We start from the raw sequence: 24,675 nt of genomic DNA on the forward strand, positions 1-24,675 counted from the left end.
AAAAGTGAAAAATGTACAAAAGGGTTTTACGCTGATCGAACTGATCGTTGTGATCGTCATTCTCGGCATCCTGTCCGCAACGGCATTGCCGAAATTTATTGACCTTGGCTCCGATGCCCGAAAATCAGTGGTGCAGGCTGTCGAAGGCTCCATGCGTTCTGCGAACAGCATGATTTATGCGAAAGCCGCCTCAGCTGGTTCGTTGAGCGGTACAGCGTCTCTGACTATCACCGGTATTAGCGGTACGGTCGGGGTTACCAATGGCTTTGCAACCGATGTGACCGAACTAAAGAAGGTCATGGACCTCGATACGTCGAAAATTTCTACCGCCGCCGCATCGGCCGGGAATAACGGAGGCTTGTACTACACCGGTTACTCCACGAACTGTAGCGTGACTTATGTTCAGTCGTCTGGTGTTGGTGTGGCTCCGACATATACGACTGCCATTACTGGCTGCTGATAACGCCTCGTCGATTGAGAGCGATGTTTGTGTGCTGGAGGCCTGGTGTTACAGCCGGGCCTCTTGTCTTTTCCGAAACCGCCAAGTTGCGATCGAGAACTGCTTGTCGCGGCTTTACCACGATCGAATTGGTGGTTGTTATTGTCATGGTCGGCATAGTGGCGGCGATTGCGTTACCGCGCCTCAGCCGTTCAGGCTTCGAGGAGCGTGGGCTTCGTGACCAGATCGTCGCAGCCCTGCGCTATGCCCAGAAATCGGCTATCGCCGCGCGGCAGATGGTGTGCGTTACCTTCTCGCCGGGCAGGATCGATTTCAATATTTCGACGGCCGCCTATCCCGCAGCGAATTGTTCCGCCGGCACCGCGCTTGTCGGTCCGGATGGCACAGTCTTGAGTGTCGTACCAACCGGCTCGACGTCATTTTCTGCGGCGCAACCGATGTTGATCTTTGATGCCGCAGGCCGGCCCGGAGCTGGCACCAGCGTAGTGGTGAACGGGCTGCCGGCTAGGCTGGCGATTACCGTCGAAAGCGAGACCGGCTATGTGCACTGACGGGGTACGAAGAAGGCAGCACGGCGTGTCCTTGGTCGAGGTGCTCGTATTTATTGTGATCATCGGCGTCGGGGTGGCCGGTTTGGTAACGGCAATGAACACTTTGGTGCGTTTTAGCGCCGACCCGATGCGTACCAAGCAGATGCTGGCCATTGCCGAAGCGCTACTCAATGAAGTCATGCACCAGCCGTTTACCTGGTGCGACCCAGATGACCCCGCAGCCTCCACAGCTCAATCTTATGCCGGGTGTGCCTTGCCCCAAAATACAGGCACCTTTACGCCCGGTGAAAGCCGTCTGGCCGGGACTTTCGATAATGTGGATGATTACGGGGCCTACACGATGGCCAACGTGACCGATGCGTCGGGTAACAATGCCATGACGGGCTATACGGCCTCGGTCGCCATTGTGCGGACCGGTACCGCGCTTGGCTTGGCCGACAACACCGCCGCCCTCAGTGTGACGGTGACTGTCTCGTTCGGTGCTGACAGCTTTTCCCTTACCGGTTACCGATTCCGTTATGCCCCGCGCTACTGAATACGTTCCATCCGATAAAGCCCAGCGCGGCTTTACGCTGCTGGAGATGATCGTGGTCATCGTCATCAGTGGCATATTGCTGGGTATTGTTGGCATGTTCGGCCGCCGCCAGATCGATGCTTACATCGATACCGGCAATCGCGCCGAACTGGCTGATGCTGCGGATACTGCGGTGCGACGTATTGCCCGCGATCTACAGGGCGCCTTGCCGAACAGCGTACGGCAATCCGGTAATTTTCTCGAATATGTTCCCATTCGTGATGGTGGACGCTATCGTGCAGAGTTCACCAGTACCGGCGGGGGAAATCCACTCGATTTCACCAACAATACCGACAATAGTTTCGATGTACTGGGACCTACCGTGACCATTTCGGTCGGCGATGAACTCGTTATTTTCAATTTGGGGCAAACGGGTTCGGATGTGTACGTGGTGGGAACCAGCAGGCGGGCGGCCACGGCAGGCAGTGGCCTGTCTACGGTGACCTTTGCGCCAGCCGGTACGCAGTTTCCGCTGGCTTCACCGCAAAACCGCTTTCAGATCGTCGGGGCGCCGGTAACCTATGAGTGTGCGGCGAACGCGGTAACGCCGGAGTTGGGAACGGTGATACGCCGTACCGGCTACGGTTTTCAATCTGCGGTGGCGACTGCCCCTTGGTCGCAAGGCGGCACCTCGGCCATTCTGGTAGGTGATGTGGCAGCCTGTTCCTTCGCCTATACGCCAGCTGTCCTGCAGCGCAACGGTTTGGTCGTGCTGCGGTTGACGCTGACTCGCAATGGCGAGTCGGTTGAAATTTTGCATCAGATCGATGTCCTGAATACGCCATGATTCGCTGCTATCCATCTCGACAGCCAAATCGGACTCATCAACGGGGTGTGTCGATCATTACGGGCATTTTTCTGTTGGTGCTGATGGCTGCTCTGGCGGCAGCGATGGTAAGCGTCATTTCGACCTCGCACGTCAATCTCGCGGCGGATATTGGCGGCTCGCGGGCCTATCAGGCTGCGCGGGCTGGTGTCGAATGGGGCATGTACCAGCTCGACCCAAACGCACATGCTGCGGCCTTGCCCGACTGTGTTGGCGGTTCCCCAGCGATACCCGGCCATACGGTAACGGTGACCTGCCAAAGCTGGGATACCACCGAAGGGGTGAAGCAGATCCGCATCTACCGGATCGGCTCCGTGGCAGTCGCAACGGGTGCCAAGGCGCCGGGGATCGAGCGACGTATCGAGGTGACGGTCGAGAAATGCCGGGACGCGACGATTAGCGCCGCGCCCTACGATTGTTGAGGAAGAGGACATGATGCGACAAAATCTCGCCCGCGTTGGTGTCTTGCTGGCGGCCTTCTTCCTGGCAGGGATGGCGCAGGCTGCCATCAGCTATATCGGTTCGGCCGGCGGCCGGGCAGATCTGCCGACCGACGGCACCGACGGCGCGCTGGTTATTACGCGGCCGGCCGGCGTGGCACCTGGTATGGCCTTGATCGCTTCCATCGCGGCACGGCCGCAGCAGGTTTCCGGGACGGTAACGCGCGGTGTGGTGTGGACGCCCCCAGCCGGTTGGACACAGATGACCTCGACCAACCAGGCCAGTGGTGGCACTTCGACCTCGCCGGGGGGGATGACGTTGCTGACCTACTACAAGGTGGTTGGCACCTCGGAGCCGACCAGCTATACCTGGCGCTTCCGCAACACCTATCCCAGTAACGGCGGCAGCGCGGTGGGCGGTATTCTCGCTTTTTCGGGTATCGACACTTCGGCCAGCCCAATCTGTCAGTGGGCAGCCACTGCGACGGCGGCCAGCGTGACGCACACCACGCCAGGAATCACGACCACGACTTGCCTCGGCAGCAGCCAGCCCGGACCCGATGGCCAGATGATTGTCTCGTCGATCAGCATCCTGTCGGCAACGAATTTTGCTAATCCGACTACGACTGGGCCGCTGACTTTTACCGAACGTCTCGACATGAGCCAGCCGCAGGCGGCCAATGCGGTCGGAACGACCTTGCAGATGTCTACCGCTCCGCAGCCGACAGCCGGTGGGACTGGAACGGTGCGGGCGGTGGCGGCAAGCGACAGCGACAACGGTGTCGCCAACATCCTGTCGCTCAAGCCCTCGGAAATCGACCCGTCGCTTGCCATGGTGCGCAACGGCCCGCTCAGTGCAGGCGGCACGGGCAGCTACACGCTGACGGTGACTAACCTCGGCATCAAATCGGAACCCGGACCCCTGAGCATCGTCGATATACTGCCGTCCAACGTGACGTTCGCGTCGGCTTCGGGCACTGGCTGGTCGTGCATCAACAATAGCCCGCAGGCTGGGCAGGTAACTTGCACGCGTACAGGCGCATTAGCTGCCGGCGCTTCGGCACCGACCCTGACAATCAACGTCAATGTCGGTGCCGGCGCTTCGGGGGTGCTGACCAATTCAGCGACGGTTTCCGGTACGGGGGGGGACGGCAACCCGGCCAACAACACGGCCGTCGATAATTTCGTGATCCTGCCATCACCTTATGCCTACTACGCCATGGATGAGGCGGTGTGGAGCGTCGGTGGTTCGATCCCCGACAGTAGTGGCAACTCGCGCAACGCAACGGTGGTTGGCGGTGCGCTCGCCACCGGAGTGCCACCGGCAAGCCCGCCCGGGGCTGCGATTCCCGGCTCGCCAGGTACTTGCGGTGCCGGTCGCGTCACAGCTGTAGGAGCGGGGGTTGATTCGAATATACCGCTCAACAATATTGGCAACGCCGGCACCATCGCCTTCTGGTACAACGGTAGCGCAGCGTGGAACGACGGTTCGGCCCGCATGCTGTTCGATGCCTCCAGAACCAACTCGGGGTCGAGTGATTCAGGGGCCAAAAGCTTTTTCCTGGTCAAGACGGGTACCGGTGCACTGCAGTTTTCCTTGGAAGACAGTAGCGATCTCGATTCCACTGCGTTGTCGCCGAGTTATTCGTTTGCGGCAAATTCGTGGCACCACATCGCGGTGACCTGGGACATGTCGCAAGACAGCCTATACGTCTATCTGGATGGCGATTCTTCGCCAGTGGCATCGTCAACAGTCAATGTCGCCGCCACGCTCGGGACCTTGGCTGATCTGTTCCTGGGTAAATCAATCGGCGGTGTGGCAACCAGCCTCTCCAATTACACGAGCAACGGTGCGAACGGCTATATCGACGAAGTGCGTATCTACAATCGAGCGCTTGCACCGCTTGAGATTGAGGCGCTGGCCGATCTGACCCATGCCTGCGCAACCACGGTGGACCATTACGAAATGTCTTTGCCGACAGCCAGTCTGGCTTGTCTGCCTACCACAGTGACAGTGGTTGCTTGTGCCGATGCGACTTCTCCGTGTACCAATCGGCAAGCAGCCGTTTCCGGCAAGACGGCGACACTGGGGGCAAGTGCCGGTACGCTGTCGGCGACGACAATCACCTTCGATTCGCAAGGGATAGCCAATGCATCACTCACGTATCCTGCCGCAGTGAATGGTGCGACGGCTGCAGTTAACTTGTCAGGTGAAATGCAGGCTGCCAACAACCCGCGCAAGTGTTGTCCGGATGGCGTCAGTTGCAGCGCGGCAAACAGTTGCTCGACTACCTTCAGCACGGCCGGTTTCATTTTTTCCGCTGCGGTGGATAGCACCGAGGCAACTTTCGGGAATCAAGTGGCGGGCAATACTTTTGGTCCCTACTGGCTGCGGGCAATCAAGAGCAACACGACGACCAAGGCCTGCGAGGCGGCATTTTCCAGCCCGCATGCGGTGACTTTGGGTTATCAGTGCCTTGATCCCTCGAACTGTTCGGCTGGCAGCAAACTTTTGGTTGGGGGCAACTCTGTGGCGAGTGGCGGCACCAGCGTGAATCTTTCCTTTGATGCCAACGGGAATGCCAGCCTAGGCTCGTTAGCCTATCTCGATGTCGGCAAGATTTCCATCACTGCCTCTGCAGCCGTAGGTGGAACCACTCTGAATGGCGTATCCAAAGGGGCGACTGGTTCGAATTTTGTAGTCAAGCCGTACAGTCTGTTGCTGACCGATATCAAGCGCACCGCTGCACCCCAGACTGTCAATCCGGGGGCGTCGGATGCGACAGGCGGGGCTTTCGTGCGGGCCGGGGAAAATTTCTCGGCGACTGTGACGGCGGTCAATTCGACTTGTTCGGCTAATCTTGCCAGCTACGCGCTGTTGAGTTCGGTACCTACCTCGTGCATCGCACCCAACTATGGGCGGGAAAGTACGGCCGAAGGCGTCGCTGTCAGTAGCGCTTTGGTGGCTGGCCTAGGGTTGGGGGCCAATCCGAGCATCAGCAACGCCTCGGCATTTGGCAGCTTCAGCGCAGGCTCGGCCAGCAATACCACCTTGGCTTGGGATGAGGTGGGCATCATTACGCTAACCCCGACTATCCGTGACGGCGATTATCTCGGTAGCGGTGCGGAAAGTGTGCAGACTTCGGCGCGGGTTGGACGCTTTTATCCGGATCATTTTGACGTCACCGTGACGCCGCAATGCGGCGGTTTCGTCTATGGCGGCAATGCTGCCGCCGGCCAGCCCTTTACGGTTAAAACGGTGGCCATGAATGGCCGCTCGCCGGTAGCGGTTACCACCAACTACAGCTATGTCGGTGTTGCTGATCCCCAGAAAAATTTTTCCCGCGCGATAAACCTGAGCTTGTCGGCTGGCAGCGGCGTGGGGGGGCTTTATGTGGGGGCCTCTGCGGGAGGTAATGGCGCGATCCCTGCTGCCAGTTTTGTCGGTGGTAGTGGCGAAGTCCGGTATAACGCCACGAGTGCCCTGATTTCCTATGGTTTCACGACTTTCCCGTCCGCCCCGACGGCGATTGCAGTTCACGCAGAGGATGCCGATACCGTTGCGGTGGCAGCATTGGTCGCCGGCACTGATGGGACGATCGCCTTGCCTGCTGGCGTACGCTCCGGGCGTTTGTGGTTGAGTAATGCCTACGGTTCCGAGTTGCTCCCCCTCACCGTGCCGGTAAGGCTCCAATACTGGAAAGCGACAGGCTGGGAAACCAATTTGCTTGATAGTTGTACAGCGCTCACCGTGCCCACGAATGCCAATGCCGGTTTGACCAATACACTGCGTACCAAGACGAACGCAACAGTCACCGCGACCGCTAGTGGCACTGCGCCGCTCAGATTGTCGGCTCCAGGAGCCGGCAATGCCGGGGTCGTCGATATTTCTGGAGCTATTCTGCGCGGCAGCAATAGTTGGCTGGCCTTGCCGGTACCGACTGCGCGCGCCTGTTTTGGGTCGTGTGGCCCGCGTTCGCCAGTGATTTATTTGCGTGAAAGTTACTAAAAAACCATTGAAAAATAATGTGTTGCTGGATATCCTTCTGAAAAAACTTAAGGTGTTGGGACCATGTGGCCGAATTTCGGGGTAAAGCTTGCGGAGGGGTGGATGTCTATCGTCCGGCTCGGTGAGCGCATCGATATTGCCCACGTCATACACGCTATCGGAAGGCCTCCGGAAATACGTCGCAGCGAGTCGTTCCGGCTTGAAGGCAGCGAAAGCGATGCCTTGTCCCGGCTGGCGCAGAGTGTCGGCCTCAAGCGTTATCGCTGCGCATCGCTGCTCGGCGAAAACCAGTATCAAATGGTCCAGCTCGAATCGCCGGCGGTTCCTCCGGAGGAGCGTGCACAAGCATTGCGCTGGCGCCTGAAGGATATGGTCGATTTTCCCGTCGAGGGGGCTGCTGTTGCCGTGGCCGATATTCCGACCGAGGGTAGCCGGCAGGCAAACGTATTTGCCATCGTCGCACCCCGGACGGTGGTCGGCGAGCGCATGGGCGTGTTCCACAAGGCCCGCGTGCCGCTGGAGGCAATCGATATTCCGGAGATGGCGGTGCGCAACGTGGCCAGCCTGTTCGAGGAAGCGAATCGCGGACTGGCTTTCCTGGCGCTCAATGCCGACGAAAGCCTGCTGACCATCACTTTTCGGGGCGAGTTGTATCTGTCGCGGCGTATCGAAGTCTCCTCGCAGGCACTTGCCGATGCCGATGCGGAACGCCGCCAGCAGATGCTCGAGCGCCTGGCACTCGAACTGCAACGCACGCTCGACAACTTCGATCGCCAGTACGGCTTCATTTCGGTATCGCGTCTGTTGGTGTGCTCGGAGTTCGATTGCGCCGGCACCGTGGCCGCCTTGGCGCAGAATCTCTATCTGCCGGTGCAGGCGGCCGATCTGGCACAGGTGGCGGAATTCGGCAGTATCCCGGAATTGCGCTCGGCCGAACGCCAGGCGCAAAGCCTGCTCGCCATCGGTGCCGCCCTGAGGAGCGGGACGTGAGCCAGCAGATCAACCTTGTGTTGCCCGAACTGCGGCCGCGCTTCGACTGGCTGGCCCTGCCGGTGGTCGCCAGTGCCGGTCTGGCCGGTTTGCTGCTGGTGGTCATACTGGCCAGCCTGAACGCCTGGCGGGTCGATGGCCTGAAATCCCGCGAAAACGCCATCCGCGCCCAATTGGCCGGTCTGCAGCAGCAGATCCAATCGCTCAGCGAACGCCTCGGCGCGCGCAAGGGGGATGCGACACTGGATCAACAGATCGAGGCAGCGCGGACGGCAGTTGGGCAGCGCCAGGAAGTGTTGAATGTCGTGGCACAAGGCAATCTGTCTTCCGGTCAGACCTATTCCGGCCTGCTGCAGGGCTTTTCGCGGCAGATCGTCGATGGCGTATGGCTGACCGGCTTCGGCTTTGCCCAGAACAACATCGAAATTCGTGGTCGGCTGACCGATCCGGCCCTGCTGCCGGTGTACATCGGCCGTTTGAATGCGGAGCCTGCCTTTGCCGGACGGCGCTTTGCGACGCTCGATATGAAAGGTGTCGATCCGGTAGCCGACGCCAAGCACGATGCAGGCGCCACCCCGGCGCCGGCCAAGGCGCCGCTGCCGCGCTATACCGAGTTCGCGCTGCGCACCGAAGCGGAGAAGGCGAAATGAGTTTGCGCCAGGACTGGTCCCGCCTCAACGATCGCTATCAGGCCTTGTCCCGGCGCGAGCGGCTGTTGGTGGCCCTCGCCGCCGTATTCGGGCCGCTGCTGATCGGCTATTCGTTGTTTGTCGATCCACAGAGCGCGCGCCTGAAGGCCATGGAAAATACGCTGGCTGGCGAAGGGAGCACCGTAGCCCGCCTGCAGGCCGAACAAGCCTCGCTGCAGCAACAGTTGTCCGTCGATCCCGATGCCGGGCGCAAGGCCGATCTCGCCGCGCTGACCGCGGAGCGCGGCCGTCTGGACGAACAGCTCAGGCAGTTCAGCGCGGTGCTGGTTCGCCCCGAGGAAATGAACGGCCTGCTCGAAAGCATACTGGCGCGCCATGCCGGCCTGCGCCTGCTCGGCCTGAAGACCGTGGCACCGCAGAGCGTTCTGGTACGTGAAGCCAAGGAGGGAGATGGCAAGCCGGTCGAGCGCAGCTTCGACCTGTATCGCCATGGCGTCGAGATCCGCCTGGAGGGCAGCTATGGGCAGTTGCAGGCCTATCTGTCGCAACTGGAAAAACTGCAGCAGAAACTGCTCTGGGGGCCGTTGAAGTACCAGGTGATCGATTATCCGCGGGCCGAACTGACCCTGACCGTCTATACCCTGAGTCCCGACCGGACGTGGCTGGCCCTATGAGACTTATCGCTCTCGCCCTGCTTTTCTCGGCCTCTGCGGCATTCGCCCAGTCGGCGGATCCGACGCGCCCGCCGTCCAACTGGGTGTCGCCCGTGGATAGCGTCGCCCAGCCCGGCGATGGCGGCGGCCTGCGCCTGCAATCCGTGCTGATGCGCCAGGGAAGCAAGCCGGTCGCGGTGATCGGCGGCAGGACGGTGGTCCTGGGCGGCAAGGTCGGTGAGGCGACCTTGGTGCGTCTGAATGAGCACGAAGCAGTTTTGCAGGGAGCGGATGGCGTGACCCATCTCTATCTGACTCCCGATGTCCAAAAACAGATGATTGTCATGCCCAAGGCCAGCAAGCCGGGGCAAGTAAAGGGGCTCCCATGAGCAAGTTATTGATTGCCGCCATGTCGGTAATGGTCGTTGCCGCGTGCAGCAACCAGCACGCACGGCGCGGCGACGTCTTCGATCGGGCCGGCCAGGAAGTGGGGGCGACGGCCAACAACAAGCCGACGCGCCCGCAGGGCGACGTGATCGGGCAAGCCATGGTGCCGCCGCTGCAGATCGACCAGCCGGCGCCGGCCAAGCCTGAGCCGCGCTTCAATCTTGCCGTCAATAATGCCCCCGTTGGCCAGGTGCTGAATGCCCTGGTTTCCGGAACCCAGTACAGCATGCTCTTTCCGCCGGAGTTGACCGGTTCGGTCAGCCTGAACCTGAAGAACACCACGGTGCGCGAGGCGCTCGATACCCTCCGGGATGTCTACGGCTACGACTATCGCCTGCAGGGCAACCGTATCTACGTGCAGCCCAACACCATCCAGACCCGGATGTTCAAGATCAACTACCTGGCCAATCGCCGGGTAGGGGCCAGCGAAATGCGGGTGACCGGCAGTTCGCCGACGACCTCGAATCCGTCCCAGAATAATCCGACCGGCACCAGTAACGCGCCGACTCTTCCCGGCGGCACCACCGGCGGATCGCAGCAGCGCGCCGCCGACAGCGCCCGGGTGCAGACCACCTCGGACTACGATTTCTGGAAGGAACTCGGCCTGGCGCTGAATACCATCGTCGGCACTCAGGATGGCCGCAACGTCATCATCAACCCGACCTCCGGCGTGTTGCTGGTCAAGGCTTCTCCCGCCGAACTGAGGGGGGTCGAGGAGTATCTCACGGCGACGCAACTGGTGGTCGAACGCCAGGTCATGCTGGAAGCCAAGATCATCGAGGTGTCGCTGAGCGACTCGTACCAGACCGGTATCAACTGGAGCAAGTTCGGCGGCATCGCCAACCGCTTCTCGCTCGGCATCGCGGCGCCCAACGCAACGCTGGCCGGGTCCGGCGCCATTGGAGCCTCGGCCACCGGCGTCACGGCGGGGACGACGGTCGCCGCCAACCCGGGCAACAACGGCGCGCTGCTAACCGGCAATACCGGCCGCGGTTTCTTCGGCCTGACCTTCCAGTCCAACAATTTCGCTGCCCTGCTGTCCTTCCTCGAAGGGCAGGGCGACGTGCAGGTTCTGTCCAGCCCGCGCATCGCGACGACCAACAACCAGAAGGCCGTGCTCAAGGTCGGCACCGACGACTATTTCGTCACCGGCATCAGCACCAATACGACGACCAGCGCCGCCGGCAACGTGGTGACGCCGAACATCACGCTGCAGCCCTTCTTTTCCGGTATCTCGCTCGACGTGACGCCGCAGATCGACGACGAGGGCAACATCATCCTGCACGTCCATCCGCAGGTCAGCGTGGTCGAAGAGAAGACCAAGAACGTGAATCTCGGCGACCTCGGCACCTTTACGCTGCCGCTGGCGTCGAGCACGATCAACGAAACCGACAGCATCGTCCGCGTCCAGGACGGCAGCATCGTCGCCATCGGCGGCCTGATGAGCCAGGAGCAGAACACCAGCCGCTACGGCCTGCCGGGGATCAGCGGCCTGCCCGGGGTGGGCGCCTTGTTCGGCCAGAAGAGCATCTCGAACCGCAAGCGCGAGTTGGTCATCCTGATGCGCTCCACCGTGATCAAGGGCGAGAATTCTTGGCGCGAGGCGGCCAGCGAAGCCCAGGAACGCCTGCAGAGGCTGGATCCCCGCCAGCAGCGGCACATCGAATGGCAGTAACGTGAGCCGGGGCGGTTAGCGTTGTACCTCGATCATTTCGGGCTGAGCGAACTGCCCTTCAGCATCACGCCAGACACCAGTTTCACGGTCGTCACGCGCAGCCATCAGGAGGCGCTGAATACCCTGCTCGTCGCCCTGAACAGCGGAGAAGGCTTCATCAAGATCACCGGCGAAGTCGGCACCGGAAAATCGCTGCTCTGCCGTCGACTGCTGCAGGCCCTGCCGGCGGGCAGCGTTTCGGCCTACCTGCCCAACCCCTTTCTGGCGCCCCGCACCTTGCTGCTGGCCTTGGCCGAAGAACTGGCGGTCGAGGTCGATGCCGCCAGCGACGATTACCACCTGCTGAAAAGCGTCAATCACGCCTTGCTGTCCTACGCGGCGGCCGAACGTCAGGTCGTCGTCTGCATCGACGAAGCGCAGGCCATGCCGCTGGAAACGCTGGAATCCTTGCGCCTGTTGTCGAATCTGGAAACCGAGAAGCGGAAACTGCTGCAGATCGTCCTGTTCGGTCAGCCCGAGCTGGATCGCAAGCTGGCCGAACCGTCGGTACGCCAGTTGCTGCAACGCATCGCCTTCCACTATCGCCTGAGCGGCCTGGCCCGCGAGGAGATCGCCAACTACCTGGCCCATCGCCTGCGCGTTGCCGGCTATCGCGGCGAGAATGTCTTCGGGCGCCACGCCGTGCGCTGTCTGCATCGCGCCAGCCGGGGTACGCCGCGTCTGCTCAACATCTTGGCCCATAAGGCGCTGCTGGCGGTGTATGGCGAAGGCAAGCACGCGGTGCGCGCCAAACATGTACGTCAGGCTGCTGCGGATACCGAAGGCGCCGCGTCGACCGGGTGGTGGTGAAATGAGTCTGATCAACGACATGCTGCGTAACATCGAGGCCAAGCGCCCCGACGATCTGGCGCGCCATAGCCTGCAGCGGGAAATCCGCTCCCTGCCGCCGGAAAAACGCGGGGCGGGGCGGGCCATCCGTATCGTTCTGGCGCTCGGGGTGTTCACTGCGTTGGGGGCAATGGCCTGGTATTTCGGCAACTATCCGGGTGAGGCGCCAGCCAAGCTGATCCCGCCACCTGCCGCGCCTGACTTGGCGGTACCGCCGCCGCTCGTTGCCGCACCGGCGCCGGCCGCGGGTGATCCCGGCGCCGACCAGGCGGCCGACAATCTGCGCCTGTCGTCCAATCTGGCCAGCGCGCCGCCACCGGCTGCCCCGGTGCTCGGCGTGCCGGACCCCGTGCCGCCTCCGCTTGCCGCCACCCCGAAAAACGAGCCCGCCGCGGCAGCGCCGCAAGCTGCCACCACGGCGCCGGTTCCGCCTGTGTTGCCGCCCGGGCCGGTCAAGATCGAGAAAAGTCCGGTTGCCGCCACGGCGCGCGACCGCGCCGATGCCGAATTCCGCAAGGCCGAAAGCGCTTTGCTTGCCGGTCGCAGCGGCGAGGCGGTCGACGGTCTGCGCGCGGCGCTGAAAATCGATCCGTCCTATGTCCCGGTGCGTCAGGCCCTGCTCCGCCAATTGCTCGACACGCGGCGGATGGACGAGGCCATGGCCGTGCTGCACGAGGGCGTAGATCTGCTGCCGGCGCAGACCGGCTGGGCCATGTCGCTGGCTCGTCTGCAGCTGGAGCAAGGCGATCTGGCGGCGGCCGATCGCACCCTGGGCCGCTCGCAGGCGTATGCCGAGGGCAATGCCGATTACGCCGGCTTCCAGGGGCATGTCAAATCCCGTCTCGGCGCGCACAAGCCGGCCATTGCTCACTACCAGCGGGCGGCCCGGCTGGCGCCCAACGAAGGGCGCTGGTGGTTGGGCCTCGGGCTGGCGCTGGAAGCCGACAGCCGCGTTCCGGAAGCCCGCGATGCGCTGCGTCGGGCACTGGTCACCGGAGGCCTCAATGCCGACCTGGCGGCGCTGGCCGAGCAGCATTTACGGCAGTAGCCGGTAGCGCGAATTCAGCCTTTCCGGCTGTCGGCCGCGCACGTACGCACCATTCAGCCCTCGTTGCGGATCAATTCGAGCAATTCCGCCCCATAGTGCTCGATCTTGGCGCTGCCCATGCCGGTGATGCCGGCCAGCAGGCCATGGCTGGTCGGGCGTACTTCGGCCAGTTCGCGCAGGGTCTTGTCGTGCAGGATGACGTAGGCGGGAACACTCTGTTCCCGGGCCGTGTCAGCGCGCCATTTACGGAGCAGCTGGAACAGCGCGTCATCGGCAGCCGACAGGTCGCTGACCACGGTGCGGCTGCTCTTGGCCGGTGCTGCCTTGCGCCGCATCGGCCGGCGCAGTTGCACCGTACGCTGGCCCTTGAGCACTTCGCGGGCGGTTTCGGTCAATTGCAGGGCGCCATGTTCGGCCATGTCGACATGGACCAGTCCGGCCGCCGCCAGTTGGCGGAAAACGCTCTTCCAGGCGTGGTCGTCGAGGTCGCCGCCGACGCCGAAGGTCGGCAACTGGTCGTGGTTCCATTGCTTGACCTTGTCGGTCGCCTTGCCGCGCAGGATGTCGGTCAGGTGCGTGACGCCGAAACGCATGCCGGTACGGAAAATGGCCGACAGCGCCTTCTGCGCCGCCTGCGTGCCATCCCATAATTCAGGCGGCTCGGCGCAGACGTCGCAATTGCCGCAGGGTACGCGTTCCTCGCCGAAATAATTGAGCAGCACCTGCCGCCGGCAGCGCGGCGCCTCGCAGTAGGCGAGCAGGGCAGTCAGGCGTTGCGATTCGAGTATCTTCTGGCCTTCGGCGGCACCGGATTCGGCAATGCGCGCGTGCTGCAGCGCGACGTCCTGCATGCCGTAGGCCATCCACGCTTCCGACGGCTCGCCGTCACGACCGGCGCGGCCGGTTTCCTGATAGTAGGCTTCGATGCTTTTCGGCAGGTCGAGGTGGGCGACGAAACGCACATCCGGCTTGTCGATACCCATGCCGAAAGCGATGGTGGCGCACATGATTAGGCCTTCCTCGCGCAGGAAGCGCCGCTGGTTGGCGGCGCGCTCCGGCGCCGGCAGGCCGGCATGATAAGGCAGCGCCGGATAGCCCTGGGCTGACAGCCATTCAGCCGTTTCTTCGACCTTTTTGCGCGACAGGCAATAGACGATGCCGGCCTGGCCCTGGCGTCCGGCCAGGAAACCGAGCAACTGCTTCTTGGCATTGTCCTTCTCGATCACCGTGTAGCGGATATTCGGGCGGTCGAAGCTGGACAGGAAGACGCGTGCTTCGCCCAGGCCGAGTCGGGAGAGAATTTCGTTGCGGGTTGCCTGGTCGGCAGTGGCGGTCAGCGCGATGCGCGGCACTGCCGGGTAGCGCTCGTGCAAGGCGGAAAGCTGCAGATATTCCGGGCGGAAATCGTGGCCCCACTGCGAGACGCAGTGCGCTTCGTCGATGGCGAACAGCGCCAGCTTGCCGGCCTCGTACAGCGCATCGAGCATGGCCAGCGTGCGGTCGAGGAGTAGGCGTTCCGGCGCGATATAGACGAGGTCGAGGTTGCCGCTGAACATCGCCTGTTCGACGGCCTGCGCTTCGCGCCAGTCGAGGGTCGAGTTCAGGCAGGCCGCCTTGACGCCGGCCTGGGTCAGCGCATCGACCTGGTCCTGCATCAGCGCGATCAGCGGCGAGACGACGACGGCGCAGCCCGGGCGGAGCAGGGCGGGAATCTGGTAGCACAGGCTCTTGCCGCCGCCGGTCGGCATCAGGACCAGAGCGTCGCCGCCGCCGGCGACATGGTCGATGATCTGGGCTTGCTCGCCGCGGAAGGCGGGGTAGCCGAAGACGTCGCGCAGGACGTCCAGGGCGCTGGAATAAGTCGGCACGGGTCAGCTTTCCGGCAGCAGGGTTTCGCGGGTCAGCGTCTCGCCATCCCAGAGCAGCGCTTCGCCACGATCTTCGTGCCAGTCAGCGAGCACCCAGCGCTCGACGTGGATGCCGTCCACGAAATGGTCGTGGGTGGCGGCGCGGTGCGTGTGGCCGTGGATGAAGGTGGCGTAGGCATGGTCGCGCAGAAAGTCGTCGGTGGCCGCGGGCTGCAGGTCGGCATAGACCGTGCGGTGGTCGCGCTTGCGCCGGGCGCTGCGCCAGCGAATGTAGCGGCCGAGCAGGCTGCGCAGGACGCGCGGCTTGGCGCGCATCTTCCGCTGCCATTCCGGATCGCGCACCTTGGCGCGATAGGCCTGGTAGGCATGATCGTCGAGGCACAGTGCGTCGCCGTGCGACAGCACGAAGGACCATTCGGGCAGCGTCAGGTCGTAGGGGTCGGGCAATAGCGTGATGCCGGCGGCGGCGGCGAACTGCTCGCCCAGCGCAAAATCGCGGTTGCCGTGCATGACGAAGATTTTCAGTCCGGCATCGCCGGCGGCGCGCAGGGCGGCGGTGATCCGGTTGTGATACGGGTCGTCGATGTCGTCGCCGACCCAGACCTCGAACAGGTCGCCGAGGATGTACAAGGCCTCGGCCTGGCGGGCGCGGCCGGCCAAAAAGCGGAGGAACAAAGCAGTCGCCCCGGGTGACCGGGGCGACAGGTGCAAATCGGAGACGAAGAAGATCAAACGATCTCGGCCTTCTCGATGATCACGTCTTCCTTCGGCACGTCCTGGTGGAAGCCCTTGTTGCCGGTGGCGACAGCGCGGATCTTGTCGACCACGTCGAGGCCTTCGGTCACTTCCCCGAACACGCAGTAGCCCCAGCCCTGGCCGGACGGCGACTTGAAGTCGAGGAAGTCGTTATCGACGACGTTGATGAAGAACTGGGCGGTGGCCGAGTGCGGGTCGTTGGTACGGGCCATGGCGATGCTGCCACGCTTGTTCTTGAGGCCGTTGGCCGCTTCGTTCTCGATCGGAGCTTGGCAGGCCTTCTGGTTCATGCCCGGCTCCATGCCGCCGCCCTGGATCATGAAGTTCTTGATGACGCGGTGGAAGATGGTGTTGTCGTAGTGGCCGGCTTCGACGTAGGAGATGAAGTTGGCGACCGTCTTCGGGGCCTTTTCGGCGTCCAGCTTGAGGGTGATCGAACCTTGGTTGGTGGTCAGTTTGACTTGGGACATGGTGAGGAAACCTTACTTTTCAGAGATGATTTTGACGTCCTGGATGACGACCGGGGTCGTCGGAACGTTTTCGTAATAGCCAGCGTTGCCGGTTGGCACCTTGGCAATCTTGTCGACGACTTCCATGCCCTGGGTGACCTTGCCGAAAACGGTGTAGCCGAAATTGTCGACGTTGGAAGCACGGAAGTTCAGGAAGCTGTTGTCTTTCAAATTAATGAAGAACTGGACGCGCGCCGAATGCGGATCGCGGGTGCGCGCCATGGCGACGGTACCGCGCAGATTCGGGCCGCCCGTGGCGGCTTCGTTCTGCAGTGCAGGCGTCAGGGTCTTCTTTTCTTCCATCGAGGAATTGAAACCGCCGCCCTGGATCATGAAGCCGTCGATCACGCGGTGGAAGATGGTGGCCTCGTAAAAGCCGTGCTTGGCGTTGTAGAGAAACATTTCAACCGTTTTCGGGGCCTTGTCCGGGAACAGTTCCAGCGTGAACTTGCCCAGATTGGTCGTCATCTCGACGGTCGGTGCGGCCCAGGCGATGGCGGTAGCCAGCAGGCCGGCGGCGAGCAGGGAAACTTTCTTCAACATCAGGCACTTCCTTCGTAAATGATTTTCCATTTGCCGTCTTCGCGCAGCCAGTACTGGCGCTTGCGCATCTGGTTATCCAGATTGTTGCTGCGATAGTCCTGCTCGAAACCGACGACGACGACTTCTTCTTTGCCCGGATTGCGGAATACGGACAGGTTGTTGACCTTGACCTTGATCCACTCCTTGCTGGCATTGACCTGTTTCTTCTGCGCGGCGAAGTCGTCGAAATTCTGGTCGCCCGACTTGAAGCGCTTCGAATAGTGGCTCAGGTAACGCGCGGTGTCGCGGCTTTCCCAGTCGGCGCGCCAGGCCTCGATGGTCTTGGTCAGTTCGTTGCGCTCGTGGTTCCAGTCGTCCAGCGACAGCCATTCGACCGTATCGCTGATGATCACCGGCGTCAGGCCGACCTGCAGGTTCTTGGCGACGACGTCGAGATCCTGGTTGGTCAGCACGACGCAGCCGTCGGACGCACGCGGCGGACGGGCGAAGGTGTCGGACGGCGTGCCGTGAAGCCAAATGCCGCTGCCGCCGCGCCCTTGGCGCTTGTCCCACTCGTTCGGGTAGTTGAGCGGGAAAGCGCCGCTGCCATAGAGATCGGCCAGCTTCTGCTTGGGCAGGTTGGCGGTGACGTGATAGACGCCGATGGGCGTCTTCTTGTCGCCTTCGGCGAGTTTTTCGGCGCCCAGCTTGCCGTGCGTGACGTAGTAGTCGGCGACGAAACGCGGCCGGCCGCCATTCTTGCGGTCGTTCTCATACAGGTAGAGGCGCGAGCGCTTGGTGTCGACGACGATGGCGTAGCGTTGGTCCTGCTCCATCTGCAGCAGGTAGCGCGGCACGAAATCGGTCGACGGCTTCTCGCGGTAGGCCTTGAGGCGAACGAGTGCCTCGGCGCGCAGGTCGGCCACCTTGTCGGCCGGGGCTGTGCTCAGGGCGCCGAAGGTCTGGATCGGCTGGGCCTTGGCGAGCAGCAGGTCGCCCTTGATCAGATTTGCCAGACGGTAATTCGGATGCTGGCGGAGCAGGGCTTCGGTCAGCTGCAGGGCATTGCTCAGGCGATTGGCTTCGATTTCGGCAAAGATGCGAGCCAGCGTTTCTTCCGGGCCGGAATCGGAAACCATGGCCGAAAAGGGCGAGGTCTTGGCCAGCGCGTCGGTTGCGCTGCGGGCCAACGGGGTATGGGCAGCCGGCGAGTTGCCCGCCGGCTTGGCATCTCCTGGTTTATCCGACAGCTTGGCTACGGCCCCCGCGGTAACGGTGGCGGCCAGAGCCAGCAGGAGATAGCGGATCTTTATCCTCACCGAGCGTTTTCTTCCTTGATCAGCCACTTGCTACCCGAGCGAACCAGGACCAGGGTCTTGGTCGTCGAGCTGGACAGGCCGGTGGCCTTGTAATGTTGGCGGAACTTGGCGGTGGCCTTGTCGCCGTTGATGCTGACCTGCGGTGCGTCGACGGAGACGGAAATCTTGCCCCCCTTGCCGGCGATGCGCTGTTCGCGTTCCTGCTCCCAGGCCTTGCGGCTCATGCCCTTGGGGGTGTCGAAGTCGCTGGCATAGGCGCCGAGGTAGGCCTTCATGTCCTTGCGCGACCAGGCGTCGGCCCAGGCGTTGACGGCTTTGATGACGTCGTCGCTACCGGCGGCTGCCGCAGCAGGCTTGGCAGGGGCTGGTGCCGGGGCTGCGGCGGCGACCGGAGCCGGTGCGGCGGTCTGTGCGGCCGGTGTGGCGGCAGCGCCGGCCGTAGCAGTGACGATGGTGGCGGAAGCCGGGGGCGTCGGCTTGGCGGCCACCGGGGCAGCCGGAGCCGGCTGGGGAGCCGGAGCGGGAGTAGCCATGGCAGCAGGCTGAGGCGGCTTGACGTTGCCCTTGCCGGAGGTGGAGATCAGGTCGCGGATCAGCGCCAGCTTGTTCTGGGTCGCCGAGTTGGAGTTGTCCAGCTGCAGGGCCTTGTCGTAGGCCTGGCTGGCCAGCTTCGCATAGACGTCGCCGAGATTTTCATAGGCGATGGCGTAGGACGGGTGAGTCCTTATGGCCATTTCCAGCGCCGTACGGGCCTTGTCGTACTGCTTCTGCTGGGCATAGAGCACGGCCAGGTTGTTGTACGGCTCCGGCAGTTCCGGATAGTCCTCGGACAGCTTGGTGAACACGGCGATGGCGTCGGCCGGCTTGTTCATCTCGGTGTAGATCAGACCCTTCAGGAAGCGGCCCTGGGCGTCCTTGGGACGGCTGCTCAGGTAGGCATCGACCTTTTCCATGGCCTGCGGATACTGGCCCTGCTTGATCAGGCGTTGCACTTCCGGCAGGTTGTCGGCAAAGGCCGGGGCGGCAAAGCCTATGGCCAGCCCGATTGCCACTGCACGCAACGTCTTGAGTTGCCGAAAACGGGACTGGGACAGGGAGCTAGAGGTCATCGCTATGCTATACTTTTCAGGGTTATACGATCCTTCGATTCTATCAAAAACGCCGGTGAATCCATAGTTTTGCGCATCCCGGCGTGGCCTTGAAAACATCCCGGCATGCTAAAGATTTACAACTCGCTGAAGCGCGAAAAACAATCGTTCACTCCGATCGAACCCGGCAAGATCCGCATGTACGTCTGCGGCATGACGGTCTACGACTACTGCCACCTCGGCCACGCCCGGGTAATGGTGGTTTTCGACATGGTCTACCGCTGGCTGAAGGCCTCAGGTTACGACGTGACCTACGTCCGCAACATTACCGACATCGACGACAAGATCATCAAGCGCGCCATCGAGAACGGCGAGACGATCCAGCAACTGACTGACCGCTTCATCGCCTACATGCACGAGGATGCCGATGCGCTCGGTGTTCTGCGTCCGGACCACGAGCCGCGGGCCACCGACTACGTGCCGGAAATGCTCGATCTGATCGGCAAGCTGCAAACCAACGGCCTGGCCTACCAGGCGACCGACGGCGACGTGAATTACGCGGTGCGCAAGTTCCCCGGCTACGGCAAGTTGTCCGGCAAGTCGCTCGACGACCTGCGTGCCGGCGAGCGGGTCGAGGTCGATTCGGCCAAGCAGGACCCGCTTGACTTCGTGCTGTGGAAACACGCCAAGCCGGGCGAGCCGGCCTGGCAATCGCCGTGGGGCGAGGGCCGTCCGGGCTGGCACATCGAGTGCTCGGCGATGAGTTCCAAGCTGCTCGGCCAACATTTCGACATCCACGGCGGCGGCCAGGATTTGCAATTCCCGCACCACGAGAACGAGATCGCCCAGTCGGAAGGCGCCAACTGCTGCAATTTCGTCAATTACTGGATGCACAACGGCTTCGTCCGCGTCGACAATGAGAAGATGTCGAAGTCGCTCGGCAACTTCTTCACTATCCGGACGGTGCTCGAACAGTTCGATGCCGAGGTGGTCCGCTTCTTCATCCTGCGCGCCCATTACCGCAGCCCGCTGAATTACTCCGACGCCCATCTCGACGATGCCAAGCGCAGCCTGGACAGCCTGTATTTCACGCTGCGCGACGTGCCGGCCGCCGCAGTGGCCGTCGACTGGCAGAACGATTTTGCTGCCCGCTTTGCGGCGGCCCTGAACGAGGATTTCGATTCGCACGGCGCCATTTCGGTGCTGTTCGAACTGGCCGCCGAAGCCAATCGCCAGAAGAGCGCCGAACTGTCGGGACTGCTCAAGGCGCTGGGCGCGGTGATCGGCCTGCTCGAGCGCGAGCCGATGGCCTATCTGCAAGGCGGCGCCGGGGCCGGTGGCCTGGACGAGGCAGCCATCGACCAGATGATCGCTGACCGTGCCGCCGCCAAGAAGGGGCGGAACTTCGCCGAAGCCGACCGCATTCGCGACGAATTGAAGGCGGCCGGCATCGTCCTCGACGACAGTCCGCAGGGAACGACCTGGCGGCGCGCCTGAACGAAAAAAGCCCGTCGCGAGACGGGCTTTTTGCTGGGACAAAGCGGATTACTTGATGACCTTGCCGCCTGAGCCGACTACGGTCAGTTCGACGAAATGCGAGGCCTGGCGATTGTTCGGGCCATAGCTGACCTTGAATCCGCCGAGGTCGAAGTTCTGCAGGCCTTCCAGGGCGCTGACCAGCTTTTCACGGCTGACGTCCTTGCCCATTTTACGTATCCCTTCGATGACCAGGCGGGCAGTGATGTAGCCTTCCAGGCCGTAGTAGGAAAGCTTTTCCTTCTGCTTGCCGAGCAGCTTCTGGTAGTCGCGGACGATGCCGATGGTGTCGTTCCACGGGTAGGGAACGACCTGCGAAATGCCAATGCCGCGCGCTTCGTTGCCCAATTCCTGGGCCAGCACCTCGCCGCCGACCGGCGACAGGGTCAGAAACATCGGGAACTGGCCGCTTTGCTTCATGGCTTTGACAAACGCGGCCGTCGGCTTGTACAGGGTGACCATCACCACGGCCTGCGGCGTGACCTTGCTGATCGCCTCGACCGCCTTGGCGACATCGAGCGAGTTGCGTTCGACGGTGCCGACGGCGACCGGCGCCAGATTGGCCCGCTTCAGGGCGTTGGTGACGCCGTCCAGCCCCGATTTGCCGAAACCGTCGTTCTGGTAAAAAACGGCGATGTTTTTCAGGCCGAGCGACAGAATCTGGCTGACGATGGCGTCGGCTTCGTCGGCGTAGCTGGCGCGGATGTTGAACATGTAGCGGCTGTTCGGATTGGCTGAGATGGGCTCGCGCAGCGTGCCGGCGCCGGAAATGGTGCCGACCAGCGGTACCTTGGCCGGGCCGAAAACCTTGTTCATCGCTTCGGTCGTCGGCGACGAGCCGTAATAGCCCATCAGGGCGAAAACCTTCTTCTCCTGGATCAGCGTCTTGGTATTGGCCAGCGTGCGATCAGTTTCGTAGCCGTCGTCCAGGGTGATCAGCTCGATCTTGCGGCCGTTGATGCCGCCGCCTTTGTTGATCTGATCGAAGTAGGCCGTCATCGCTTCGCGCATCTGCATGCCGTACAGGCCATTCGGCCCGGTGAAGGGCGACGACATGCCGAGCGTGATGCTGGTGTCGGTCACCCCATCCTCGGCGTGGGCGTGGGCCAAGCCCAGTGCCAGCATTCCGGCGAAAAGCGCTTTGCGTAGTGATTTCATTGTCTTCTCCGTTGCATTTTGTAGTAATGGCATTTTTTTAGATTTGCGGAGAATGGTCCTGTTTCCTGACAATTTGCTTACAAGGTTTGGTTGGCTTGCCTGAATGGTGGGTGACCCGACGAGCGGCAAAAAAAGGGCCGGCACCGCAGGGCCAGCCCTTTGCTTGCAAGGTATCCGGGTTGCTTACTTGATCAGCTTGCCGCCGGCACCGATCACGGTCAGCTGGACATATTGCGAACCGGCATGGTTGTTGGGGCCGAAGTTGACGCGGTAGCCGCCGAAATCCTGATTCAGCCCTTCGAGCGAGGCAATCAGCTTTTCACGCGACAGATCCTTGCCGCCGGCGCGGCGGATGCCCTCGACCGCCAGTTTGGCAATGATGAAGCCTTCCATGCTCATGTAGGAGTAAGGGCCTTGCTTGCCGACAAAGTGCTGGTACTCCCGGGCGACCGGCAGCGTGTCGTTCCACGGGAAGGGCATGACCTGGGAAATGCCGATGCCGCGGGCGTCGGCGGCCAGTTCCTGGTTCAGCTGCTCGGCGCCGACTGGCGACAGGGTCATGAACATCGGACTCTGGTTGGCCTTGCGCAGCGCCTTGACCATGGCGGCCGTCGGTTTGTGGAGGGTGACCATCACCACAGCCTGCGGATTGACCTTGGCAATCGATTCCAGGGCCTTGCCGATGTCGTCTGAATTGCGCTCCACAGTGCCGGTGGCGGATGGAGTCAGGTTGTGCTTCTTCAGCGCATTGGTCAGCCCGTCGAGGCCGGCCTGGCCGAAAGCGTCGTTCTGGTAGAAGACGGCGATGTTCTTCAGGCCCAGGGTGGCCAGTTGGGTGCCGATGGCCTCGGCCTCGTCGGCATAGCTGGCGCGCTGAATGAACAGGTAGCGATTGTTCGGATTGCCGGCCGGCGGCTGGCGCAGCGGCATGGCGCCTGAGATGCCGCCAATCAGCGGCACCTTGGCCGGGCCGAAGACCTTGTTCATGGCCTCGGTCATCGCCGTCGAGCCGTAGTAGCCGACTAGGGCGAAGACCTTGTTGGTCTCGATCAGCGTCCTGGTGTTGGCGACCGCCTTTTCCGGATCGTAGCCATCGTCGAGCACCGTCAGCTGCAGCTTGCGGCCGTTGATGCCGCCGCTTTTGTTCACCTGGTCGAAATAGGCGGTGATGACGTTTTTCAATTCCTGCCCATGGGCGCTGGCCGGTCCGGTCAGCGGGACCGACATGCCGAGGGTGATCGTGGTGTCGGTGACGCCGGTTTCGGCGAAGGCGGCGTGGCAGATCGTCATGCCGATCAGGCAGGCTGACAGGATACGGCGTATCGCATTCATGGGGTTTCTCGCTATCGAGTGCCGGAATAAGCTTTTAATTATAGGGGTGGAAACGCCTGTCGTTGTCTCGGAAAAACGTTTTTATGGGGGTTTTGTGTTTGAAGGATCTATTTCAGTCCAAAAATGCAACATTTCCCGCCCTGGAATGTTGCGGACAAGCGTTTCGGAAAAAATAAAGCGATCCGGGATTGCTCGCGGATCGCTTGTCGATTGAATCAGATAGTCAGGAGATCAATCCCCAAAAAACTCCTTGACCTTGTCCATCCACGACTTGGAGCGCGGATTGTGCTTGGCGCTGTTGTCCTTGCTCGATTCCTCAAGCTCGCGCAACAGTTCCTTCTGGCGGTCGGTCAGGTTCACCGGGGTTTCGACCACGACGTGGCACATCAGGTCGCCGTGCGCGTGGCTGCGTACCCCCTTGATGCCCTTGCCGCGCAGGCGGAAGACGCGGCCGGACTGGGTTTCCGAAGGAATCTTGATCGCCGCGGCACCGTCCAGGGTCGGAATCTCGATTTCACCACCCAGCGCTGCGGTGGTGAAGGAGATCGGCATTTCGCAATGCAGGTCGTTGTGGTCGCGCTGGAAAACGGCATGCTGCTTGAGGTGGATCTGCACGTACAGGTCGCCCGGCGGGCCTCCATTGACGCCATGTTCGCCTTCGCCGGCGAGCCGGATACGATCACCTTCATCGACGCCGGCCGGGATTTTGACGGCCAGGGTCTTGTGCTGCTTGATGCGGCCGGCGCCACCACAGGACTTGCACGGATCGGCAATGAAGCGGCCGGTGCCATGGCACTTGTGGCAGGTCTGCTGGATCGAGAAGAAGCCCTGCTGCAGGCGGACCTGGCCGGAACCGTTACAGGTCGGGCAGGTCTTGGGCTGGGTGCCCGGCTTGGCGCCGGAGCCGTTGCACGGCTCGCAGACTTCCATGGTCGGGATGCGGATCTTGGTTTCCGTGCCGTGCGCCGCCTGTTCCAGCGTGATTTCCAGGTTGTAGCGCAGGTCGGCGCCACGATAGATGTTGGAGCGGCCGCCGCCGCCACTGCCGCCGGCGCGGCCACCAAAAATTTCGTCGAATATGCCGCCGAAGGCATCGGCGAAACCGCCGCTACCGCCGCCGAAACCGCCGCCCATGCCGGCTTGCGGGTCGACGCCGGCGTGGCCGTACTGGTCGTAGGCGGCGCGCTTCTGGCTATCCGACAGGATTTCGTAGGCTTCCTTGGCTTCCTTGAATTTCTCCTCGGCCGCCGGGTTGTCCGGATTGCGGTCCGGATGGTGCTTCATGGCCAGCTTGCGGTAGGCCTTCTTGATCTCGTCGTCCGATGCGTCGCGGTTGACGCCGAGGATTTCGTAAAAATCGCGTTTTGACATTTCTT

23 protein-coding genes are annotated in these 24,675 nt (G+C 62.2%); 14 read left to right on the top strand and 9 right to left on the bottom strand.

The window, feature by feature from the left end; all coding sequences use genetic code 11:
- The first annotated feature begins 4 nt into the window (after positions 1–4).
- The 13 genes from LZ012_RS07115 (at position 5) to LZ012_RS07175 (ending at position 13,211) form a co-directional block, all read left to right on the top strand.
- Positions 5–460, top strand: coding sequence for a type II secretion system protein (locus tag LZ012_RS07115; protein WP_275709029.1), 456 nt, complete (start codon positions 5–7; stop codon positions 458–460).
- A gap of 23 nt (positions 461–483) precedes the next feature.
- Positions 484–1,011 (top strand): pilus assembly FimT family protein, encoded by a 528-nt coding sequence (locus LZ012_RS07120; RefSeq protein WP_275709030.1) that lies wholly within the window; start codon positions 484–486, stop codon positions 1,009–1,011.
- Positions 1,001–1,546, top strand: coding sequence for a type IV pilus modification PilV family protein (locus LZ012_RS07125; RefSeq protein ID WP_275709032.1), 546 nt, complete (start codon positions 1,001–1,003; stop codon positions 1,544–1,546). Before LZ012_RS07120 ends, LZ012_RS07125 begins: the two co-directional genes overlap by 11 nt.
- On the top strand, positions 1,530–2,372 hold the full coding sequence (locus tag LZ012_RS07130) for a PulJ/GspJ family protein (RefSeq protein ID WP_275709034.1): 843 nt from the start codon (positions 1,530–1,532) through the stop codon (positions 2,370–2,372). Before LZ012_RS07125 ends, LZ012_RS07130 begins: the two co-directional genes overlap by 17 nt.
- 47 nt (positions 2,373–2,419) lie before the next feature.
- Positions 2,420–2,833 carry a hypothetical protein gene (locus tag LZ012_RS07135; RefSeq protein ID WP_275709036.1) on the top strand — a complete coding sequence of 138 codons (414 nt, stop codon included), beginning with the start codon at positions 2,420–2,422 and terminating at the stop codon, positions 2,831–2,833.
- A gap of 10 nt (positions 2,834–2,843) precedes the next feature.
- Positions 2,844–6,860: a DUF6701 domain-containing protein gene (locus LZ012_RS07140; RefSeq protein ID WP_275709038.1), complete on the top strand. Its 4,017-nt coding sequence runs from the start codon at positions 2,844–2,846 to the stop codon at positions 6,858–6,860.
- Between the two features lie 102 nt (positions 6,861–6,962).
- Positions 6,963–7,850 (top strand): hypothetical protein, encoded by an 888-nt coding sequence (locus LZ012_RS07145; RefSeq protein WP_275709040.1) that lies wholly within the window; start codon positions 6,963–6,965, stop codon positions 7,848–7,850.
- Positions 7,847–8,500 (top strand): PilN domain-containing protein, encoded by a 654-nt coding sequence (locus LZ012_RS07150; protein ID WP_275709043.1) that lies wholly within the window; start codon positions 7,847–7,849, stop codon positions 8,498–8,500. Before LZ012_RS07145 ends, LZ012_RS07150 begins: the two co-directional genes overlap by 4 nt.
- The gene (gspM, locus tag LZ012_RS07155; protein WP_275709046.1) at positions 8,497–9,174 is read left to right on the top strand and encodes a type II secretion system protein GspM; all 678 of its coding nucleotides are present in this window, start codon (positions 8,497–8,499) and stop codon (positions 9,172–9,174) included. The genes LZ012_RS07150 and gspM overlap by 4 nt, the downstream gene beginning before the upstream one ends.
- Entirely contained in the window at positions 9,171–9,542 is a 372-nt protein-coding gene (locus LZ012_RS07160) for a hypothetical protein (RefSeq protein ID WP_275709048.1), read from the top strand. Before gspM ends, LZ012_RS07160 begins: the two co-directional genes overlap by 4 nt.
- Positions 9,539–11,275: a pilus (MSHA type) biogenesis protein MshL gene (gene mshL / locus LZ012_RS07165; RefSeq protein ID WP_275709050.1), complete on the top strand. Its 1,737-nt coding sequence runs from the start codon at positions 9,539–9,541 to the stop codon at positions 11,273–11,275. The genes LZ012_RS07160 and mshL overlap by 4 nt, the downstream gene beginning before the upstream one ends.
- A gap of 21 nt (positions 11,276–11,296) precedes the next feature.
- Positions 11,297–12,124, top strand: a complete 828-nt coding sequence (locus LZ012_RS07170) for an ExeA family protein (RefSeq protein WP_275709053.1) — start codon at positions 11,297–11,299, stop codon at positions 12,122–12,124.
- A gap of 1 nt (position 12,125) precedes the next feature.
- Positions 12,126–13,211, top strand: a complete 1,086-nt coding sequence (locus LZ012_RS07175) for a tetratricopeptide repeat protein (RefSeq protein WP_275709057.1) — start codon at positions 12,126–12,128, stop codon at positions 13,209–13,211.
- Positions 13,212–13,264: 53 nt separating this feature from the next.
- Here the strand turns inward: LZ012_RS07175 and recQ are convergent, their stop codons facing one another.
- Genes recQ through LZ012_RS07205 form a run of 6 tightly spaced genes read right to left on the bottom strand, consistent with a single transcriptional unit; the run spans position 13,265 to position 19,294 of the window.
- On the bottom strand, positions 13,265–15,079 hold the full coding sequence (recQ, locus tag LZ012_RS07180; RefSeq protein ID WP_275709059.1) for a DNA helicase RecQ: 1,815 nt from the start codon (positions 15,077–15,079) through the stop codon (positions 13,265–13,267).
- 3 nt (positions 15,080–15,082) lie between these two features.
- On the bottom strand, positions 15,083–15,811 hold the full coding sequence (locus LZ012_RS07185; protein WP_275709061.1) for a UDP-2,3-diacylglucosamine diphosphatase: 729 nt from the start codon (positions 15,809–15,811) through the stop codon (positions 15,083–15,085).
- The gene (locus tag LZ012_RS07190) at positions 15,808–16,305 is read right to left on the bottom strand and encodes a peptidylprolyl isomerase (protein ID WP_275709063.1); all 498 of its coding nucleotides are present in this window, start codon (positions 16,303–16,305) and stop codon (positions 15,808–15,810) included. Before LZ012_RS07190 ends, LZ012_RS07185 begins: the two co-directional genes overlap by 4 nt.
- 12 nt (positions 16,306–16,317) lie before the next feature.
- A complete protein-coding gene (locus LZ012_RS07195; RefSeq protein WP_275709065.1) occupies positions 16,318–16,887 on the bottom strand; it encodes a peptidylprolyl isomerase in 570 nt (189 codons plus the stop codon).
- A complete protein-coding gene (locus LZ012_RS07200; RefSeq protein WP_275709067.1) occupies positions 16,887–18,185 on the bottom strand; it encodes a L,D-transpeptidase family protein in 1,299 nt (432 codons plus the stop codon). Before LZ012_RS07200 ends, LZ012_RS07195 begins: the two co-directional genes overlap by 1 nt.
- Positions 18,182–19,294 carry a nuclear transport factor 2 family protein gene (locus LZ012_RS07205; RefSeq protein ID WP_275709069.1) on the bottom strand — a complete coding sequence of 371 codons (1,113 nt, stop codon included), beginning with the start codon at positions 19,292–19,294 and terminating at the stop codon, positions 18,182–18,184. Before LZ012_RS07205 ends, LZ012_RS07200 begins: the two co-directional genes overlap by 4 nt.
- A gap of 105 nt (positions 19,295–19,399) precedes the next feature.
- Between LZ012_RS07205 and cysS the strand changes: the two genes are divergently transcribed.
- Positions 19,400–20,770: a cysteine--tRNA ligase gene (cysS, locus tag LZ012_RS07210; protein ID WP_275709071.1), complete on the top strand. Its 1,371-nt coding sequence runs from the start codon at positions 19,400–19,402 to the stop codon at positions 20,768–20,770.
- Positions 20,771–20,818: 48 nt separating this feature from the next.
- Here cysS and LZ012_RS07215 read toward each other — a convergent pair whose 3' ends face one another.
- From LZ012_RS07215 to dnaJ, 3 genes are all read right to left on the bottom strand, one after another.
- A complete protein-coding gene (locus LZ012_RS07215) occupies positions 20,819–21,967 on the bottom strand; it encodes an ABC transporter substrate-binding protein (RefSeq protein WP_275709073.1) in 1,149 nt (382 codons plus the stop codon).
- A gap of 183 nt (positions 21,968–22,150) precedes the next feature.
- On the bottom strand, positions 22,151–23,299 hold the full coding sequence (locus tag LZ012_RS07220) for an ABC transporter substrate-binding protein (RefSeq protein WP_275709075.1): 1,149 nt from the start codon (positions 23,297–23,299) through the stop codon (positions 22,151–22,153).
- A gap of 231 nt (positions 23,300–23,530) precedes the next feature.
- Complete coding sequence (gene dnaJ / locus LZ012_RS07225; protein ID WP_275709077.1) at positions 23,531–24,670, bottom strand: molecular chaperone DnaJ; 1,140 nt, start codon at positions 24,668–24,670, stop codon at positions 23,531–23,533.
- Positions 24,671–24,675: the final 5 nt, after the last annotated feature.

It is taken from the genome of Dechloromonas hankyongensis, assembly GCF_022012295.1.
GTDB classification, from domain to species: Bacteria; Pseudomonadota; Gammaproteobacteria; order Burkholderiales; family Rhodocyclaceae; genus Azonexus; species Azonexus hankyongensis.